The organism is Candidatus Omnitrophota bacterium (genome assembly GCA_034717435.1).
Classification (GTDB): domain Bacteria; phylum Omnitrophota; class JAUWXU01; order JAUWXU01; family JAUWXU01; genus JAYELI01.
In genome coordinates this window covers 1-19,110 of the sequence record JAYELI010000006.1, presented here as the reverse complement: position 1 = coordinate 19,110, position 19,110 = coordinate 1, and the positions used below count along the sequence as shown (strand labels likewise).

Genomic DNA, 19,110 nt, shown 5'->3' with positions numbered 1-19,110 from the left:
CAGGCTCCGGGTAGAGATTGTAGACTTAATAAAGAATTTTATCAGGCCAAATCTCAATTATAATCAGGAGGAGACAATCCGGCGTAAGCAAGTTGCCACTGACACTACCCAGCCGGTGATGAAATTGATCAGAAAGCATGAATTGATTGTGGGCAACGGACAGATAGTTGTCTCTGAGCAGATAGTCCAGCTCGACGCTCTGGCTAATAAACAGGCTCGTACCCGGTTGCTTTCAACTGGCATGGGGATTAGCCTGATGGTCATTATTTTTATCATTTTAATGGCTGCTTATCTTTATCGCTATGTTCCGAAGTCATATGCGGATAACCAAAGCCTGATTTTAATTTCTTTAATATTATTTTTGATGATAGTGCTTGCCAGGTTAATCAATATGTCTGAGATTTCCAGCTACTTGATTCCGGTAAGTGCTGGTTCAATGCTGATGGCCTTGCTGTTAGAACCAAGGCTGGCGATTATGACGGCAGGAGTGCTGGCGATTTTTACCGGGATTATCTCCGGCAACAGTCTGGAAATAGCTATAGTGGCTTTTGTAGGGGGCATTGTCGGTATTTATTTCATTATTGGAACAAGAAGGAGGTCGCAACTAATAAAGGCCGGGGCGATAGTGGGAGTGGCAAATTTTATCTGCATTATCGGTCTTGGGCTATTAAATAAGATCGATCCCCGGCTGTTTATCAAAGATGGCGCCTGGGGGTTTGGCAGCGGTATGGCCAGTGCAGCAGTAGTCACTATCTTTCTGCCGATATTTGAATATCTGTTCAAGGTCACCACTAATATCAGCTTGCTGGAGCTTTCTGATCTGAATCACCCGGCATTAAGAAAGATGGCTGCCGAGGCGCCGGGCACTTATCATCATTCATTGATAGTCGGAAATCTTGCCGAAGCAGCCAGTGAATCAATCGGGGCTAATTCACTGCTGGCAAGGGTTGCTTCTTATTATCACGATATCGGCAAGATAGAAAAGGCCGAATACTTCAGCGAAAATCAATCCGGAATAAAAGAATCAAAGCATGACAAACTTACCCCGAGTATGTCCAATTTGATTATTCTTAATCATGTCAAAAACGGAGTTGAGCTGGCCGAGAAGTATAAGCTTAATAAGACAATTGTGGATATTATCAAGGAACATCACGGCACCAGCCAGGTGTTTTTCTTTTATAAAAGGGCATTGGAAAAAATGAAGGATGAGCAAGAGCTGGAAGATCTGAGTTTTAGATATCCGGGCCCTAAACCCCAGACCAGGGAATCGGCGATAGTCCTTTTGGCTGATTCTATCGAGGCAGCCTCTCGTTCACTTTCAGACCCGACTCCGGGAAGTATAGAAGGAATGGTTCAAAAGATTATAAATAATAAATTCATCGATGGCCAGCTTGAGGAATGTGAATTGGCGCTGAAAGACCTTCATAAGATCGCCGATAGTTTCAGCCGTGTTCTAATGGGAATATTTCATACCCGGGTGGAATATCCGGAAAAAGATCAAGAACGAAAACCGAAAAAGACAAAGTCGAATGCAAATAACCATAAGGAACCTACAGAGCAAGGTTCGGGTAAACATTAAAGACCTTAAGGAAATAGTAGCCCGGGCCTTAAAGATTGAGGGGAAAGACCAGGCCGAGGTCAGTATTTTACTGGTTGATAATGCCACGATAAAGGACCTGAACCGAAGATACAAGGGTTTGAACCGGGCTACCGATGTTCTGGCGTTCAGCCAGCAGGAAGGCGAAAGCGGGTTTTTAAAAATCAACTCCAACCTGCTCGGCGATGTAGTTGTTTCGATTAATAAGGCCCTGACCCAATCGCGTAAGTATAAACAGTCATTTAAAAAAGAACTTTATTTGTATATAATTCACGGTTGCCTTCATTTATTAGGTTATGACGATATTAATCCTCTATCCAGAAAACGAATGGAGAAAAAGCAGAAGGAGATTCTTAGAAAAATAGAGCTGGAGGGGTTATGTGGATAAAGATAAGAAATAACTTTTTTGCCGGAATAGCGGTGACCTTGCCTTTGCTTATTACCATTTTTGCCTTCAAGTTTATGGTCGTAATAACAAATAACCTTATTTTAAATCCCATCCTGACATTTTTTAAGGCGTACTTACCGGCCGGCGGGGTTATCTACCTTGCATATTTACTCAAAGGTCTGGTCCTGTTGGTGATCCTGGGATTGATTACCCTGATTGGCCTGGCTACCAGAAATATCATTGTCCGGAGATTCTTCTCTTTCTGGGAAGGGTTGCTTTATAGGATACCGGTAGTCAGTAAACTTTATCTGGCTATACGCCAGATAAGCAACGCTTTTTTAATAAGGAATAAGTCCTTACTGCAGAGGGTGGTGCTGTTGGAATATCCCAGGAAAGGAATTTACTCTATCGGCTTTGTGACTTCTGAAAAATACAGGCAGATACAGGAAAAGATCTCTAAGGATGTTGTCAATGTTTTTGTCCCCACTGCGCCTAATCCTACTTCCGGTGTTTTGCTTTTAGCGCCCCGGAAAGAACTGATCGACCTGGATATGTCGATTGAAGAAGGGTTAAAACTGGTAATTTCGGTGGGCTCGGTGATCCCTTCTCAATAAACTGATAAATTGCTAAACTGATAAATTGCCAAACCGTTATAGCGATTTAACCATTTAACAATTTAGCCATTTAACAATATAGCAATATATAGTATGGCGGTTAGAAAAACAGAGGCAATTGTACTCAGAACCCGGGATTTTCGGGAGACCAGTTTAGTCGTAAATTTTTATACCCGGGATTTTGGCAAGATAACCGGATTAATTAAGGGGGTCAGGGCAACCAGGAAAGGTTACACAACCTACCCGCAGTTGTTTAGTCATAACGAGATTGTTTTTTACGAGAAGGTTCATAGCGGTTTGCATGTCGTCAGCCAGTGCGAACTGAAGGATTTTTTCCCGGCTATCCGCGAAAATCTCCGGAAAACAGCTTACGCCAGTTATTTTATCGAACTTATAGACGAGACAAGCCTGGAGCGGGATAAAAACCTTGCTGTATTCAACCTTTTGTTAGGGTCATTGTGCCTGCTTTCAGCCGGGGACATTAAAAAGGTCGTTCATATTTTTGAGATCAAGCTTTTAGAACTGCTGGGGTTGATGCCGGTTTTAGGCCAATGCGTTTATTGTAATAGCAGCTTGAAAGAAAAGGTCAGGTTTAGCCCTGCTTTGGGTGGGTTGCTTTGTAAACAGTGTTTTTTAAAAGACACCAAAGCGATTGATATATTAAAAGGAACCATTGCCTCTTTAGGCTACTTAAGCAAAGTAAGCCTTGAGCAGGCCATTCGCCTTAAACTTACCTGGAAGGTGGAGGAAAACTTAAGCAGGATTTTAAAGGCATTTCTTGATTTTCATTTGGACCGGCCATTGAAGTCAGTGGAATTTCTCAGAAAAATAGAGGAAAGCAAATCATGGCAGAAAGTAAGTTAATGGATAAAGTTGTTTCGCTTTGTAAGCGCCGGGGCTTTATTTTCCCTGGTTCTGATATCTATGGGGGCTTGAGCAACAGCTGGGATTACGGCCCCTATGGGGTAGAGCTTAAGAACAATTTGAAAAAAGCCTGGTGGAAGACAAACGTCCTTAGCCGGAATGAGATTTATGGCATAGATGCAGGGATCCTGATGAATTCGGAAGTCTGGAAAGCCTCGGGCCACATCAAGCAGTTTCATGACTATAAAAGCGATTGTAAATCCTGCCGTAAATTATTCAAGGCCGCTGATCTTAAAAACAAGGATATTTGCCCGGAGTGCGGAGGCAAGTTGACCGAGGCCAGGCCGTTTAATCTTATGTTTAAAACTCACCAGGGTCCGGTAGAAAACAAGACCGGCCTGCTTTATCTTCGGCCCGAAACAGCCCAGGGAATGTTTATTAATTTTTTAAATATCCTTAATACCTTTCATCCCCGGCTTCCCTTTGGTCTGGCTCAGATCGGCAAGGCGTTCAGAAATGAAGTTACCCCGGGCAACTTCATTTTTCGCACGCGGGAGTTTGAACAGATGGAGATAGAATATTTTGTCCGTCCCGGGGATGCCGATAAAAGTTTAAAGGAGTGGATTGAACAAAGGTTTGACTGGTATATAAACCTGGGGATGAAAAAGCAAAATTTACGCAAGCGGGACCACGGTCCTGATGAACTTGCTCATTACGCAGAGGCCTGTACGGATATCGAGTATAATTTTCCGTTTGGCTGGCAGGAACTGGAAGGGATTGCCAACCGGACTGATTTTGATCTGAAGCAGCATTCAAAAGGCTCCGGTAAAAAACTGGAATTTTTTGATGAACTGTCCAAGGAGAGGTTCTATCCTTACATAATCGAACCGTCCGGCGGGGTGGACAGATCAATACTGGCATTTTTGGTAGATGCCTATCATGAGGAAGAAGTAAAAGGCAAAAAGAGGGTATTTTTGAGTTTGAATAAGGATCTTGCCCCGCTCAAAGTAGCAGTTTTACCGTTGCTTAAGAACAGGCCCCGGGTTGTAAATCTGGCCCGGAATGTCGCCGCTGAGCTTAAAAATTATTTTCAGACTGTCTATGATGATACAGCAGCTATCGGTAAGCTTTATCGCCGTCAGGACGAAGTAGGAACGCTGTATTGCCTGACGGTTGATGTAGAAAGCCTGGAGGACCGAAAAATTACCGTACGCGATAGAGATACCATGAAACAGGACAGGGTAGCGGTTGACAGAGTAAAAGAATACCTGCAGGAAAAGCTGAATTGCTAAATGGCTAAATTGTTATAACAGTTTAACAATTTAACAGTTTATCAGTTTATCAATTTAACAATTTAATAAAAAAAGGAGGAGTAAGGAAATGACGAAAAAATACGTTTATTTTTTTGGAGGAGGAAGCGCAGAGGGAAATTCCGGGATGAAAAATCTTTTGGGCGGCAAGGGCGCTAATTTAGCGGAAATGGCTAATTTAAAACTGCCTGTGCCGGCTGGTTTTACTGTTACTACTGAGGTATGCACGGCTTGTTATCAGAATAACGGCACTTATCCTGAGAGACTGGAGCAGGAAGTACTTGATAATCTGGCTAAGATGGAACAGGTAATGGGCGCAAAGTTTGGGGATAACCAAAACCCGCTGTTGGTTTCAGTAAGGTCAGGGGCCAGAGTATCAATGCCCGGAATGATGGATACGGTTTTGAATATCGGGCTTAATGACCAAACCTTAAAAGGATTGATCTTTCAGACCAACAATCCCCGTTTAGCTTATGACAGCTACAGAAGATTTATCCAAATGTACTCCGACGTAGTTCTAGAGATAGAAAAGTCTAAATTTGAATCTATACTTGAAACAAAGAAAAAAGAAAAGAAAATAAACCTTGACACTGAACTTATAGCCGATGACCTCGCAGACCTGGTGGTTAAGTTTAAAAAGGTGGTTAATGAGGAGACCGGCATGCCTTTTCCCGAAGAGCCGCTCAAACAGCTCTGGGGAGCGATCGACGCAGTATTTCGTTCCTGGAATACAAAAAGAGCTATTAGCTACCGCAAGATTAACAATATCCCCAATGACTGGGGAACAGCAACCAATGTCCAGGCAATGGTTTTCGGTAATATGGGTGATGATTCGGCTACCGGAGTTGCCTTTACCCGGGATCCCTCGACCGGAGAAAATATTTTTTACGGAGAATATTTAATAAATGCCCAGGGAGAAGATGTGGTGGCCGGAATCAGGACTCCGCATCCCCTTAATAAGGACCAAAAGACAGAAGCCATGCTTACGTCTTTGGCGGAGGAGATGCCTGATGTTTATCACAAGCTTGAAGGCGTAAGAAAAATGCTTGAACAGCATTATCGTGATACCCAGGACATCGAGTTTACTATTCAAAAAGGAAAGCTCTGGATGCTCCAGACCAGAACCGGCAAACGCACTGCTCAATCTGCTCTCAAGATCGCTTTAGATATGGAACAAGAAGGTTTAATTGACAAGTATGAGGCGATTTCCAGGATAATACCTGAGCAGTTGGACCAACTGCTCCACCGGACATTTGACCCTAAGGCCAAAAAAGAAATAGTGGCCAAAGGACTTTCTGCTTCTCCGGGCGCAGCCAGCGGCAAAGTAGTATTTTCTGCTGACCAGGCCGCAGAGCAGGAAGAAAAAGGTGAAAAGGTAATCCTGGTTCGCACTGAGACCTCGCCCGAGGATATTCACGGGATGGTAGCGGCTCAGGGGATCTTGACCAGCCGGGGCGGGATGACATCCCACGCAGCTGTTGTGGCCCGGGGCATGGGTAAGTGCTGTGTGGCAGGCTGTGAAGCAATCAAGATAGATTATGATAAAGAGCAGTTTAAGGCGAAGGATACTTTTGTTAAAAAAGGAGATTATATTTCAATAGACGGCTCTACCGGCGAGGTGATGCTGGGAGAGGTAGCCAGCGTCGATTCAGAGATAACCCGGGTTGTAAAAGGCGAACTTTCTCCTGAAAAGTCCAGTCTCTATGGATATTATGCGAAACTGGTGGGGTGGATCGATGAGATCAAGACTTTAGGCGTGCGGACGAATGCGGATACGCCTCAAGATGCTAAACTGGCTCGTGATTTCGGGGCAGAGGGTATTGGGCTTACCCGGACCGAACACATGTTTTTTGGAGAAGACAGGCTTCCTTTGGTCCAGGCAATGATCCTGGCCGAGGATGAACAAACCAGAATAAAGACAGCAGATAAGTTACTTCCCTTGCAAAAGCAGGATTTTAAGGGCATACTTAAGGCAATGGATGGATTGCCGGTGATTATCAGGCTGCTGGACCCGCCGTTACATGAGTTTTTACCCCGGCATGATGAGCTGTTGGTTGAAGTTACCCGGTTAAAAGCTGTTCAGGCAGATCAGAAGAAGATTGAAGAACTGCAGGACATGTTGGCCAAGGTTAATAATCTGCGGGAAAATAATCCGATGCTTGGGCATCGGGGATGCCGGTTAGGGATAACCTTTCCCGAAGTGTATAAGATGCAGGTAAAGGCTATTTTTGAGGCAGCAGTAGAACTGGTAAAAGAAGGTTTTAATCCTGTGCCGGAAGTAATGATTCCTCTGGTCAGTCATGTCAACGAACTTAAAATTACCAGGAAGGATGCAGAACAGGTTGCTACCGAGGTAATATCCCAGGCCGGAGTAGAATTAAAATATATGATCGGGACCATGATCGAGCTTCCCCGGGCTGCCCTGACTGCTGATCAGATCGCTGTTGAAGCAGAATTTTTCTCTTTTGGCACTAATGACCTTACCCAGACCACGTTTGGGTTCAGCAGGGATGATATAGAAGGAAAATTTTTACCGGTATACATTGACAAGGCTGTTTTAAAAAACAATCCGTTTGCAGTGCTGGACAGGCCGGGTGTCGGAGAGCTGATGAAGATCGCTATTAGCAAAGGCCGTAAGACCAGGCCGGATTTAGAAGTGGGTATCTGCGGTGAGCACGGAGGGGAACCCTCATCGGTTGAATTCTGTCATCAAACAGGCATGGATTATGTAAGCTGTTCGCCTTACCGGGTTCCTATCGCCAGGTTGGCAGCTGCTCAGGCAGCGTTAAATAATAGTTAGCCAGTCAACCAGTCAGCGAGTTAGCCGGTGCCGGCGGACAAACATTGGCCCGATAAATTAGGCAGCTACAAACAATGGTATAATGTTTGTAATAGACGATTGTAGTTTGCCGATTTATCGGCAAGTGAGGTAATTAGCGCTTAAAAAAGGAGTGTTACAATGACCAAGGTCAAATTATACGATACCACATTGAGGGACGGCTCCCAGGGAGAGGGCATATCTTTTTCAGTTGAAGATAAACTGAATATTGTCCGGAAGCTGGACTTGCTGGGTATTCACTATATCGAAGGTGGTTGGCCCGGCTCAAACCCCAAAGATATGCAGTTCTTTTCTCAGGTTAAGAAGCTTAATCTGAAAAATTCCAAAATAACTGCTTTTGGCAGTACCCGAAGGCCACAGAGCAAGGCAAGTGCTGATCCTAATATAAAAGCCCTGCTTAAGACCGGAACAAACGTGGTAACAATATTCGGAAAAAGCTGGAACCTGCATGTCAAAGATATTCTTCGTACGACCCTGAAAGAAAATCTGAAAATGATCAAAGATACCGTCAGTTATCTGTCTGGAAAAGGGCTGGAAGTGATCTACGATGCCGAGCATTTTTTTGATGGTTATCAGGCCAATCCATCTTACAGCCTGGATACATTGCTGGCTGCTCAGGAGGCAGGTTGCCGGACAATAGTTCTCTGCGATACTAACGGCGGTATGATTACTTCCCGGCTGAGGGAAATCATAACTGATGTGATTTCAATGGTTAATGTCCCGCTGGGGATCCATACCCATAATGATAGCGGAATGGCTGTGGCTAACAGTATCGCTGCCTGCCAAAGCGGTTGCCGGCACGTGCAGGGAACCATTAATGGCTATGGCGAGCGCTGCGGAAACGCTAATCTTTGTTCAGTCATCCCAAATTTAAAACTAAAGATGGATTTAGATTGCATATCTGATAAAAAATTGAAAGACTTGACCGAAGTAGCAAGGTTTGTGGCAGAAACGGCTAATATGGTTCTGGAAAATAATCAGCCTTTTGTCGGCAAAAGCGCGTTTAGCCATAAAGGCGGGATCCATGTTAATGCAGTTATGAAAAAGCCGTTGAGTTATGAACATATTGAACCATCCAGGGTAGGGAACAAAAGAAGAATGCTTATCTCTGAGCTTTCCGGCCAAAGCAATGTTTTGATTAAAGCCAAGCAGATGGAGATAGATTTACAGAAAGGGACACCCCAGACAAAAAAAATATTGAACCTGCTTCAGGACCTGGAACACAAAGGCTATCAATTTGAGGCAGCTGAAGCCTCATTCGAGCTGTTAATGAAAAAAGCCCTGGCTAAGTATAAAAAATTCTTTGAGCTGGAAGGCTTCAAAGTGCTGGTTGAAAAGAAAAACAACAAATTAATTTCAGAAGCGACCATAAAGCTTAAAGTGAAAGGAGTAGTCGAACATACAGCGGCTGAAGGAGATGGCCCGGTTAATGCGTTAGATAAGGCGCTTCGAAAAGCATTGTCCGGATTTTACCCGGCTCTTAGCCAGATGCATCTTTCAGACTTTAAAGTCAGGGTATTGAACGCTGAAACAGGGACTGCTGCCAAAGTAAGGGTGCTTATTCAGTCCCAGGACTCTAAAGACAGTTGGTCAACAGTAGGCGTGCACGAAAATATCATTGAAGCCAGCTGGCAGGCGCTGGTAGATTCAGTTGAGTACAAGCTGTTAAAAAATAAAGCATGAATGAGATCCCTAAAATTTACGACTCAAAACAGGTTGAGGAAAAATGGTATAAAATATGGGAAGAAAAGGGGTTTTTCCAGCCTAAAATTGACCTTTCCAAAAAACCTTTTACAGTAGTTATCCCTCCGCCTAATGTCACCGGCATCCTTCATATCGGCCATGCCCTTAACAACATTTTACAGGATATCCTGATTAGATGGCAAAGAATGAACGGGGTTCCAGCGCTCTGGGTTCCAGGGACAGATCATGCCGGTATTGCCACCCAGAATGTGGTTGAAGAAAAACTGCGCCAGAAAAACCTGAAACGCCAGGACCTGGGAAGGGAAAAGTTTTTGGAAGAAATCTGGCAGTGGAAGACCAGGCATGGCGGAACCATTATCGAACAACTCAAAAAATTAGGATGCTCCTGCGATTGGTCAAGGGAAAGGTTTACCTTAGACCAGGGGCTTTCCCAGGCAGTACAGCAGGCATTTATCCATCTTTATAATAAGGGATTGATTTACCGGGGCAGTTTTATAGTTAACTGGTGCCCGAGATGCCAGACCGCGCTTTCTAATGAAGAAGTCCAGCATGAAGATAAGCAGGGGAATCTTTACTATATAAGATATCCGTTTAAATCTGTCGGCCAGTCGTCCAGTCAGCCAGCCTGGACCGGCAGGTCGGCGGACTATGTTACTGTAGCTACTACCCGGCCCGAGACCATGTTGGGAGATACGGCCGTGGCAGTCAATCCCAAAGATAAAAGGTATAAGAAATTTATTGGCAAGAAATTGATATTGCCGGTTATAAATAAAGAATTAGAAATAATAGCCGACCAAATGGTCGACCCCGAATTCGGGACCGGCGCAGTTAAAATAACACCTTGCCACGACCCGAACGACTACGAGATTTCCCTGCGGCATTGTCTTAAAGGGGTAGTGGTGATGAATCCCGATGGAACCATGAATTCTAATGCCGGAAAATATCAGGGGATGGATCGGTTTGGATGCCGGGAAGTCCTTTTAGCGGACTTAAAAGAAAAGGGCCTGGTCGAAAAAGTTAAGCTTCATCAGCATTCGATAGGCCATTGCTACCGCTGTCATACCATGATCGAACCGTTCTTTTCCGAGCAGTGGTTTGTTAAGATGAAACAGCTGGCCCAGCCGGCTATCCAGGTGGTTAAGCAGGCTAAGATCAAGTTTTACCCCGGCCGCTGGACCAAGGTTTATTTAAACTGGATGGATAACATCAAGGATTGGTGTATTTCAAGACAGATTTGGTGGGGCCACCGGCTCCCAGTCTGGTTCTGCCGGGATTGCTATCAAAAATATTTGTCCCGGCGCCTGGCCAAAGAAATCGATCTTCCTTTACAGATCAGCGATAAGCAGGCAGGGATTATAGTCAGCCAGACCAAGCCTTCCAAATGCCCGAAGTGCGGATCGGTAAATTTAAAGCAGGACGAAGATGTATTGGATACCTGGTTTTCTTCCTGGCTCTGGCCGTTTTCAACCCTGGGCTGGCCGAATGATACAGAGGATTTAAAATATTTTTATCCGACTTCTGTTCTGGTTACCGGGTATGAGATTATATTTTTCTGGGTGGCGCGGATGATCATGGCCGGGATAGAATTTACCGGCCGGATCCCGTTTGAGCAAATATACATTCACGGTATTGTCAGGGACAAGACAGGCACAAAGATGAGCAAGTCTCTGGGAAATGTGGTAGACCCCCTGGATATAATCAAGGAATTCGGGACCGACAGCCTGCGATTTAGTATTATTTCTTCTGTTGCTGCCGGCCAGGATGTATTTTTATCCAAAGAAAGATTTATTGTAGGAAGAAACTTTTCCAACAAGATCTGGAATGCGGCCAGGTTTATCCTGATCAACATAGGAAGCCTTAAACAGGCGGATCCCAAGCTGTTTAGTAAGACAAGTTTTAACCTGGCGGATAAATGGATATTATCCCGGCTTAATAAAACCGTTAAACTGGTAAACGGCTCTTTGAAAAATTATAGGTTCAGCGAGGCAGCCAATGTCATTTATGAATTCTTCTGGCATGAGTTTTGCGATTGGTATTTGGAATTGGTGAAGCCTCTTGACTCGAAACCCGAAATTACCCGGGCTGTTCTTTGCCATGTCCTCGAAGCTTCTATGCGGCTCCTGCATCCTTTTATGCCGTTTATCACTGAGGAGGTCTGGCGGAAATTTTCTGATCAGCAGGGTTCTATTATGACTGCATCCTGGCCGGAAGTTAACAGGGGATTGTTGGACGATAAGGCAGAGGCGGATATGGGAATTATTATTGATGAGATTACAGGGTTGAGGAATATCCGCGCTGAATGGAATATACCCCCGTCTAAAAAAGTAGATCTGGTAATTTCAACTCCGGTTAAGTATCAGTCTGTTTTAAAAAACAATTCATCTTGGTTTAAGGACCTGGCTGGAGTGGGAAATCTGAAGATCGCGGCAAAGATCGGCCGGCCGGACAATACAGTAACTGTGGTAGTGAAAGGTATTGAAAATTATGTGGTCCTTAAGGGAGCAATCGATCTGAAAAAAGAAAAGAAGCGGCTTTCTAAACAAATCGAGGAATTTAACGGAAGATTAAACAGGATCCAGGGTAAATTAAAAAATAAATCTTTTATCAGCAAGGCGCCTAAGGAAATAGTAAAGAAACAAAAGTTACAGGAAAAAGACCTTTCAGCCAGGCTGAAGATAATAAAGCAGCATTTGAGCGAAGTAATTGGAGAATAGATGCGGATTGAACGTAAAAAGGTGATTTCTCTTATTAAGAGGTCTTTGGCCGAGGATATCGGCAGGGGCGATATTACCAGCAGGTTTTGCCTGTCTGAGAATATGAAACTTAAGGCTGAAATCGTTTTTGAAAAAAAGGGGATAGTCTGCGGCCTGGATCTGGCTGGCTGGATTTTTAAGCTGGTAAATGAGAAGATCAGGTTTAAACCTCTTTTTGCTGATGGAACAAAGCTCAGAGCCGGAAGAATAGCGGCCAGGTTAGACGGCCCCGGCCGGTCGATCCTAACAGCCGAGAGGACGGCATTGAATTTTTTAGGCCATCTCTCAGGCATAGCTACCCAAACCTCAAGGTTTGCTGAAAAGGTAACGGCTTATAAGGCAAGGATTATGGATACGCGAAAGACCCTTCCTGGTTTAAGATACCTGGAAAAATACGCTGTCAGGACCGGCGGAGGCTATAATCATCGAATGGGGCTTTATGATCAGGTTTTGATAAAAGACAATCACTTGCTGGCTGCGGGTTACGGGCCGCAAGCCGCAAATTTAAGGGATTTGATAAAAAGAGCGAAAAAAAAGAGGCCTAAAGGTTTAAAAGTAGAAATTGAAGTTGAAAATTTAAAAGAATTTAAACAGGCCTTAACAGCAGGCCCGGATATAATTATGTTGGATAATATGCCTTTGAAGGATATTAAAAAAGCAGTTATTCTTAGAAAGCGATTGCCAAAATTAGAGGTTTCCGGCAATGTTTCTCTTGAGAATGTGCGCCAGATCGCCGCCACCGGCGTAGATATGATTTCTATCGGTTCTCTTACCCATTCGGCTAAGTCAATAGACCTGTCTTTAAAAATTTATAGATGATTTACGATCCGTTTCAGCAAAAAGCAATCGATTACATAAACAGCGGTTACTCGGTCATAGTATCTGCGCCGACCGGGGCTGGAAAGACCGTAATTGCCGAGCACGTAATAACCGATTGCCTGGCCAAAGACAAGGGCGTGATTTACACCGCACCGATAAAAGCCCTTTCAAACCAGAAGTTCAGGGATTTTCGGGAAATATATCAGGATAAAATCGGGATTTTGACCGGTGACGTGAGTATTAATAACTCTGCCCCGGTGTTGATTATGACCACCGAGATATTCCGCAATAAAATCCTGGAAGAAAACCAGGGGCTAAAACGGTTTTCCTGGATAATTTTTGACGAGGTCCATTACCTTGACGATTATGAACGCGGTTCTGTCTGGGAAGAATCGCTGATATTTTTTCCCCGGCATATGAAACTGCTCGCGCTTTCAGCGACTATCCCTAATATTGATCAACTGAAAAAATGGATAGGGTCAATTCATAATATGCCATTGGAGGTGGTCAAGGAGGACAAACGGCCGGTGCCTCTGCATTTTTTCTATCAGTGCCGGGGGAGAATTTTTGATAACTTAAAAGAGGTTGAAAAAATAGGATACAAGTTCGGCCGGTCATATCCTTACCCTAAAGTCCGCCCCTCCTCGGTTATCAGGCATATTCAGGAAAATGACCGGCTTCCCTGCATATATTTTGTCTTTGGCCGCCGCCGGGCCGAGTATCTTGCCGGGGAGCTCAGGGACTTTGATTTTTTGAGCCCGGATGAAAAAAACAAGATCAAAGATCTGTTTTCTCTGCTTTGCAGAAGGTTCAACCTTAGCGCTGAAAAAAGCGCAGTAGAGATTTTGCCTCTGGTTAAAAGAGGTATTGCCTTTCACCATGCCGGGATGCTCCCTACATTAAAAGAGGTTATTGAGCGCCTGTTTACCAGCCGGTTGATAAAAGTAATATTTACAACCGAGACATTTGCCTTAGGGATAAATATGCCGGCCCGCACAGTTGTCTTCGATAATTTAAGGAAGTTCTACGGCCACTTTCGTAAAAACTTAAAGACCCGCGATTTTTACCAAATGGCCGGCAGGGCCGGCAGGAGAAGTATAGACCAAGAGGGCTTTGTTTACAGCATAGTAAAACCCCGTTTTGTCGTATTTCCAGAGCTGAACAGGATCGTTTACGGCAGGCCGGAGGAAGTCCGCAGTCAATTCAATATCTCTTATGCCGCAATTTTGAATCTTTATACAAATTACGGAGAAAGAATTCTTGAGATCTATTCTTTGTCATTCCATTATTTTCAGGCAAAACCATTTGTCAAAAGAATAGCCCGGCAGTTGCTGCAATCCAAACTGAGGATCTTGAAAGAATTTGGGTATATAAGAAAAAATAAACTAACCGGCAAAGGTATTTTCGCCGCTAAAATTTACGGATACGAGCTGGCCCTTTCTGAACTTTACCAGAAAGGGGTACTTTTGAAACTTTCAGAAATAGAATTGGCTATAGTCTGCGTTGCCCTGGTGTTTGAGCCGAAAAGGGAAGCCGGAAAGCCTCAGCTCTCAAAAAGGACGAGGTCATTAGAGGCAATAACCGGCAAGATTACAAGCAGTATCCAGCAGACAGAAAAAAGGCTCAAGATAAGGCCCCTGACTAAAAAATATTTTTATCATCTTTCCCCGTGTATTAAAGCCTGGATGCGCAAAGAGAGCTTTGACCGGTTGTTTTCTTATACCGACGTGGATGAGGGGGAGCTGATCCGGTATTTTCGAATGGCTGTTCAGATACTCCGTGAACTTCTTGAAACACCCTTGTCTGAATTGATCAAACCAAAGATTGAAAAAGCAATAGCCCTGATAAACCGCGGCGTAATAGATGCCGAGAAACAGTTAAGGCTTTAGGGGTGTCTCCGGCGTCATTCCCCGGCTTGACCGGGGAATTCAGAAAGCGGGCCAGTGGCTGGTGCGGGGTGTGGTGGAGTTTGAACTTTAGGCTGAAGCGTCTTTTTGCTGGCAGATCTGGATAAAGTGAGGTTGAAAAATGCTTATCGGCAATAAGATCTGTTGTTATAAAAATGTAACTTCTACTAATGATATTGCCTACCGGTTGGCAAAACAAGGCAAGAAAGAAGGCTTGGTAGTGTTGGCAGAGTATCAATCTGAAGGCAGGGGAAGGCTTGGCCGCAGGTGGATTTCGCCGGCAGGTAAGTCAATACTGTTTTCGTTTATATCCCGGCCGCCTCTTTTAGCCAAAGACATCTCTGGGTTTACCCGGCAGATCGCTGTGGCAGTAGCCAGGGCCATAAACAAAACTACCGGGCTTCGGCCCAGATTTAAATGGCCGAATGACCTTATGCTGGATAATAAAAAAGTAAGCGGTATCCTGACCCGGATGAGCACCAAATCCAACAAAACAGAGTTTGTTATTGCCGGAATAGGGATAAACGTTAATATTGATCCCGGCCAGCTGGTTAAAGGGGCAACTTCTCTGAAACGTGAATTAGGCAGAAGCCTTAGCCGTCCGAGGCTGGTTAGAGCGATGTTAGATGAGTTGAACAAAGAATATCTGCGGATTAAGAAGTCAGGAGATTAAAAATGCTGTTGGCTATTGATATAGGCAATACTACGGTAAGGTTTGGGTTATTTAAAGGAAAAAAATTAGTCAAGCACTGGTGGAAACCGGCTTCTTCATTGAAAAAGGGACGGTCTCTTGCATCCTGCAGCAAATTAAGATCCAAAGTCTCAGGAATAATTATCTCTTCTGTGGTGCCCGGTCTATTGGCTGGGGTAAAGAGAAAGCTGAGCCGGATTTTTGGTCTAACTATTTTGGTTGTTGGCTGTAACATAGATTCCGGGATAACAAATCTATATCATAAGCCCAAACAGGTCGGATCTGACCGGTTGGTTAATGCAAGAGCCGGCTGGCATCTTTACAAATGTCCGCTGATTATTGTTGATTTTGGAACAGCGATCACCTTTGATGTTGTTTCTAAAACAGGCCGGTATTTGGGAGGCATCATTGCTCCGGGAGTAGAGCTTTCCCTGGAGGCCTTGTCTAAAAAGGCGGCTTTACTCCCCCGGATCAAATTATCCAGGCCCGGGACCCTGGTCGGTAAAACTACCAGCCAGAGCATGGCCTCAGGCTTTATTTTTGGATTTAGTTCTCTTTGCGACGGGATAATCTATAGGATAAAAAAGAGATACCGCCTGAATTTTTCAGTGATAGCCACCGGCGGCGGGGCAGGGATTATTGCGCCTTTTTGTAAAAACATAGATCGGGTTAATTCAGGGCTGACTCTCCAGGGGTTGAGGATAATCTATCAGCAGGGAACGAAAATAGACAAAAAGGGCAGAATTATAGAGGAAACAAAAGAAAAAAGGTAATATCAATTGCTTACAGCCCTAAGCGAACCTTGATTTCTTTAATACAATGGTATATATTTTAGCACTCATTAACATAGAGTGCCAAAATCTCAAACGTAAAAAGGAGGATGAAAGATATGGCAAAGCAAATGTTGTTTGACGAAGAAGCGCGCAGAAAGGTTAAAGAGGGTGTAGATAAGTTATCCGAAGCAGTAAAAGTGACTCTCGGGCCTAAAGGCAGGAATGTGGTTTTAGATAAGAAATTCGGTTCTCCCACGATCACCAAGGACGGGGTGACGGTAGCTAAAGAGATCGAGCTGGAAGATCCCTATGAAAACATGGGTGCCCAATTGGTCAAAGAGGTTTCTTCCAAGACCAGTGATATAGCTGGAGACGGAACTACCACTGCTACTATCCTTGCCCAGGCAATATTCAGGGAAGGAATGAAGAACGTGACTGCCGGTGCAAATCCAATGGCCGTAAAAAGAGGTATAGAAAAAGCTGTTGAGGAAGTTGTTGATTATTTGGAGGAGATAAAAAAACCAGTAAAAGATAAAAGAGAAATTGCCCAGGTCGCGGCTATCGCTGCAAACAATGACCATGAAGTGGGTGGTTTTATCGCTGATGCCATGGAAAAGGTCGGCAAGGACGGGGTTATTACAGTAGAAGAGGCCAAGACCATAAAGACGCACCTTGATGTGGTTGAAGGGATGCAGTTTGATCAAGGGTATCTGTCACCTTATTTTGTTACTGACTCTGAAAGAATGGAAGTTGTTTTACAGGACCCTTATATTTTGATCCATGAAAAGAAAATCTCAGCAATGAAGGATATGATTCCTCTGTTGGAAGGTATTGCCAAATCCGGTAAACCGCTTTTGATTATCGCTGAAGAGATCGAAGGAGAGGCGCTGGCCACTTTGGTGGTTAACAAGCTTAGGGGAACCCTGACCTGTGCGGCAGTAAAAGCCCCGGGATACGGGGACCGGCGCAAAGCAATGCTGGAAGATATAGCGGTTCTTACCGGCGGACAGGCAATCTCAGAAGATTTGGGGATAAAATTGGAAAATGTAGGCCTGAAAGACCTGGGCCGCGCCAAGAGGGTTATTGTAGATAAGGAAAACACCATTGTTATTGAAGGTGCGGGAAAAAATTCTGATGTCCAAGGCCGCATTGCCCAGATCAAAAGGCAGATTGAGGAATCGGATTCTGACTATGATAAAGAAAAATTTCAGGAAAGATTAGCCAAGTTATCCGGCGGCGTGGCAGTAATTAATGTAGGCGCTGCTACTGAGACCGAGATGAAGGAAAAAAAGGCCAGGGTTGAAGATGCGCTTCACGCCACCCGGGCAGCGGTTGAAGAAGGCATAGTGCCTGGTGGAGGGGTTTGTTATCTTAAGGCGATATCAACGCTTAATGATTTGAAAGTTGGGGATGATGACGAGGCAGTTGGAGTTAGGACTATTAAAAAGGTATTAGAAGAGCCGATAAGGCAGATAGCCAATAATGCCGGGTGTGATGCTTCGGTAGTTGTGCAAGAAGTAAGAAACAGCAAACAGAAAAATTATGGTTATGATGCCTTAAAAGCTAAGTATGTGGATATGCTGCAAGCAGGAATTGCTGATCCTAAGAAAGTAAGCAGGACAGCTCTTCAAAACGCAGCCAGTATAGCCGGTCTTCTGATAACGACCCAGACCTTGGTAACAGATATTCCGGAAAAGGAAAAAGCAAGCCCGATGATGCCCCCTGGCGGTGGAATGCCTCCCGGAGGCGGAATGGGGATGTATTAAACTACTAAATTGCTGTACTGTTATGTTATTTAATTTAACAGTTTAGCCAGAGCAAGATAACCGGTTAGCAGTTTGTGACCATTTAGCAGTTTAACAATTTAATAAGGAGGAATAGGGTATGAATCTCAGGCCGTTGGGCGATAAGATAATAATCAAGGTTTTGAAGTCAGAAGAAAAGACAAAAGGAGGTATAGTATTGCCGGATACTGCCAAGGAAAAACCCCAGCAAGGCAAGGTTGTGGCCGTGGGAAACGGCCGGGTGCTGGAGAACGGCAAGATTATGCCTTTGGAGGTTAAAAAGAACAGCAAAATACTATTTGGCAAATATTCCGGGGACGAAGTAAAAGTAGATGTGGAAGAATATCTGATTATCCGGGAAAGCGATGTACTGGCGATCATAGAGTAATGCCGCATGTTTCGCAGCGCATAAAAAATAGCCCTTCTCAAAGGGCTATTTTTTTTAATGTTATCTACGAATTAAAAGTGCACAGTTTAAAGTTTAAAACTGCACACCCCTTAAGTCCTTAATTTTGTTCTTGTTAAGATAGGTGTCATCCTGAGGGAGCGTAAGCGTAGGTGTCATCCTGAGGGAGCGTAAGCGTAGGTGTCATCCTGAGGGAGCGTAAGCGACCGAAGGATCTCATAAAACCGTGTTTTCTGAGATTCTTCGGCCTTCGGCCTCAGAATGACCTTTTTAGCGTTATTATTTTTAATTTCGGTTAAGGTGTGCACTTTTAAAACTTAAATCGTCTAAAAACTGTGCACTTTTAATTTTTAAATAACAGGCTATTTTTTTAATTGACACTGCGGGGGAAATGCTATATTATTAGGGTAATTTCGTAATGCGTTATGCGTCGTGCGTATAAACTAAAAGCAAAATAAAAAGATACAACGTACTATTTTAAAAGAAGTTAATTATATAGCTAATAAGAAAGAAAAGCAGTTGTCGAAAACGCATAACGCAATACGCACGACGCACAACGAAGTGAGGAGGTATGCGGTGGGAATGTGGGTTGGACGAGGAAGAAAAGCCAGACGTTGTTACGGGTTTGACGAAATTGCATTGGTGCCCGGTGCAGTAACCG

At 44.1% G+C, this 19,110-nt stretch carries 14 protein-coding genes; all 14 read left to right on the top strand.

Annotated features, from left to right (window positions below; all coding sequences use genetic code 11):
* Positions 1–1,579 (top strand): HDIG domain-containing protein (locus tag U9Q08_00345; protein MEA3328181.1); only part of this gene is annotated, 1,579 nt, incomplete at its 5' end.
* Positions 1,530–1,985 (top strand): rRNA maturation RNase YbeY, encoded by a 456-nt coding sequence (gene ybeY, locus U9Q08_00340; protein MEA3328180.1) that lies wholly within the window; start codon positions 1,530–1,532, stop codon positions 1,983–1,985. The genes U9Q08_00345 and ybeY, both read left to right, overlap by 50 nt.
* A complete protein-coding gene (locus U9Q08_00335; GenBank protein ID MEA3328179.1) occupies positions 1,976–2,599 on the top strand; it encodes a DUF502 domain-containing protein in 624 nt (207 codons plus the stop codon). The genes ybeY and U9Q08_00335 overlap by 10 nt, the downstream gene beginning before the upstream one ends.
* A gap of 93 nt (positions 2,600–2,692) precedes the next feature.
* The gene (gene recO / locus U9Q08_00330; GenBank protein MEA3328178.1) at positions 2,693–3,463 is read left to right on the top strand and encodes a DNA repair protein RecO; all 771 of its coding nucleotides are present in this window, start codon (positions 2,693–2,695) and stop codon (positions 3,461–3,463) included.
* Positions 3,445–4,755 (top strand): glycine--tRNA ligase, encoded by a 1,311-nt coding sequence (locus U9Q08_00325; protein ID MEA3328177.1) that lies wholly within the window; start codon positions 3,445–3,447, stop codon positions 4,753–4,755. The genes recO and U9Q08_00325 overlap by 19 nt, the downstream gene beginning before the upstream one ends.
* A gap of 88 nt (positions 4,756–4,843) precedes the next feature.
* Positions 4,844–7,573 carry a pyruvate, phosphate dikinase gene (gene ppdK, locus U9Q08_00320; protein ID MEA3328176.1) on the top strand — a complete coding sequence of 910 codons (2,730 nt, stop codon included), beginning with the start codon at positions 4,844–4,846 and terminating at the stop codon, positions 7,571–7,573.
* 159 nt (positions 7,574–7,732) lie between these two features.
* Positions 7,733–9,295, top strand: coding sequence for a citramalate synthase (cimA, locus tag U9Q08_00315; GenBank protein ID MEA3328175.1), 1,563 nt, complete (start codon positions 7,733–7,735; stop codon positions 9,293–9,295).
* Positions 9,292–12,030 carry a valine--tRNA ligase gene (locus tag U9Q08_00310; protein ID MEA3328174.1) on the top strand — a complete coding sequence of 913 codons (2,739 nt, stop codon included), beginning with the start codon at positions 9,292–9,294 and terminating at the stop codon, positions 12,028–12,030. Before cimA ends, U9Q08_00310 begins: the two co-directional genes overlap by 4 nt.
* Positions 12,031–12,888, top strand: coding sequence for a carboxylating nicotinate-nucleotide diphosphorylase (gene nadC / locus U9Q08_00305; protein ID MEA3328173.1), 858 nt, complete (start codon positions 12,031–12,033; stop codon positions 12,886–12,888).
* Positions 12,885–14,777: a DEAD/DEAH box helicase gene (locus U9Q08_00300; GenBank protein ID MEA3328172.1), complete on the top strand. Its 1,893-nt coding sequence runs from the start codon at positions 12,885–12,887 to the stop codon at positions 14,775–14,777. Before nadC ends, U9Q08_00300 begins: the two co-directional genes overlap by 4 nt.
* A gap of 139 nt (positions 14,778–14,916) precedes the next feature.
* Entirely contained in the window at positions 14,917–15,468 is a 552-nt protein-coding gene (locus U9Q08_00295; protein MEA3328171.1) for a biotin--[acetyl-CoA-carboxylase] ligase, read from the top strand.
* Between the two features lie 2 nt (positions 15,469–15,470).
* Entirely contained in the window at positions 15,471–16,259 is a 789-nt protein-coding gene (locus tag U9Q08_00290; protein MEA3328170.1) for a type III pantothenate kinase, read from the top strand.
* A gap of 116 nt (positions 16,260–16,375) precedes the next feature.
* Positions 16,376–18,025, top strand: a complete 1,650-nt coding sequence (groL, locus tag U9Q08_00285) for a chaperonin GroEL (GenBank protein MEA3328169.1) — start codon at positions 16,376–16,378, stop codon at positions 18,023–18,025.
* Between the two features lie 118 nt (positions 18,026–18,143).
* Positions 18,144–18,431: a co-chaperone GroES gene (groES, locus tag U9Q08_00280; GenBank protein MEA3328168.1), complete on the top strand. Its 288-nt coding sequence runs from the start codon at positions 18,144–18,146 to the stop codon at positions 18,429–18,431.
* Positions 18,432–19,110 lie beyond the last annotated feature (679 nt).

Coding starts and splice junctions, on each gene's coding strand:
- ybeY (MEA3328180.1), top strand. CDS start 1,530: ATGCAAATAACCATAAGGAACCTACAGAGCAAGGTTCGGGTAAACATT.
- U9Q08_00335 (MEA3328179.1), top strand. CDS start 1,976: ATGTGGATAAAGATAAGAAATAACTTTTTTGCCGGAATAGCGGTGACC.
- recO (MEA3328178.1), top strand. CDS start 2,693: ATGGCGGTTAGAAAAACAGAGGCAATTGTACTCAGAACCCGGGATTTT.
- U9Q08_00325 (MEA3328177.1), top strand. CDS start 3,445: ATGGCAGAAAGTAAGTTAATGGATAAAGTTGTTTCGCTTTGTAAGCGC.
- ppdK (MEA3328176.1), top strand. CDS start 4,844: ATGACGAAAAAATACGTTTATTTTTTTGGAGGAGGAAGCGCAGAGGGA.
- cimA (MEA3328175.1), top strand. CDS start 7,733: ATGACCAAGGTCAAATTATACGATACCACATTGAGGGACGGCTCCCAG.
- U9Q08_00310 (MEA3328174.1), top strand. CDS start 9,292: ATGAATGAGATCCCTAAAATTTACGACTCAAAACAGGTTGAGGAAAAA.
- nadC (MEA3328173.1), top strand. CDS start 12,031: ATGCGGATTGAACGTAAAAAGGTGATTTCTCTTATTAAGAGGTCTTTG.
- U9Q08_00300 (MEA3328172.1), top strand. CDS start 12,885: ATGATTTACGATCCGTTTCAGCAAAAAGCAATCGATTACATAAACAGC.
- U9Q08_00295 (MEA3328171.1), top strand. CDS start 14,917: ATGCTTATCGGCAATAAGATCTGTTGTTATAAAAATGTAACTTCTACT.
- U9Q08_00290 (MEA3328170.1), top strand. CDS start 15,471: ATGCTGTTGGCTATTGATATAGGCAATACTACGGTAAGGTTTGGGTTA.
- groL (MEA3328169.1), top strand. CDS start 16,376: ATGGCAAAGCAAATGTTGTTTGACGAAGAAGCGCGCAGAAAGGTTAAA.
- groES (MEA3328168.1), top strand. CDS start 18,144: ATGAATCTCAGGCCGTTGGGCGATAAGATAATAATCAAGGTTTTGAAG.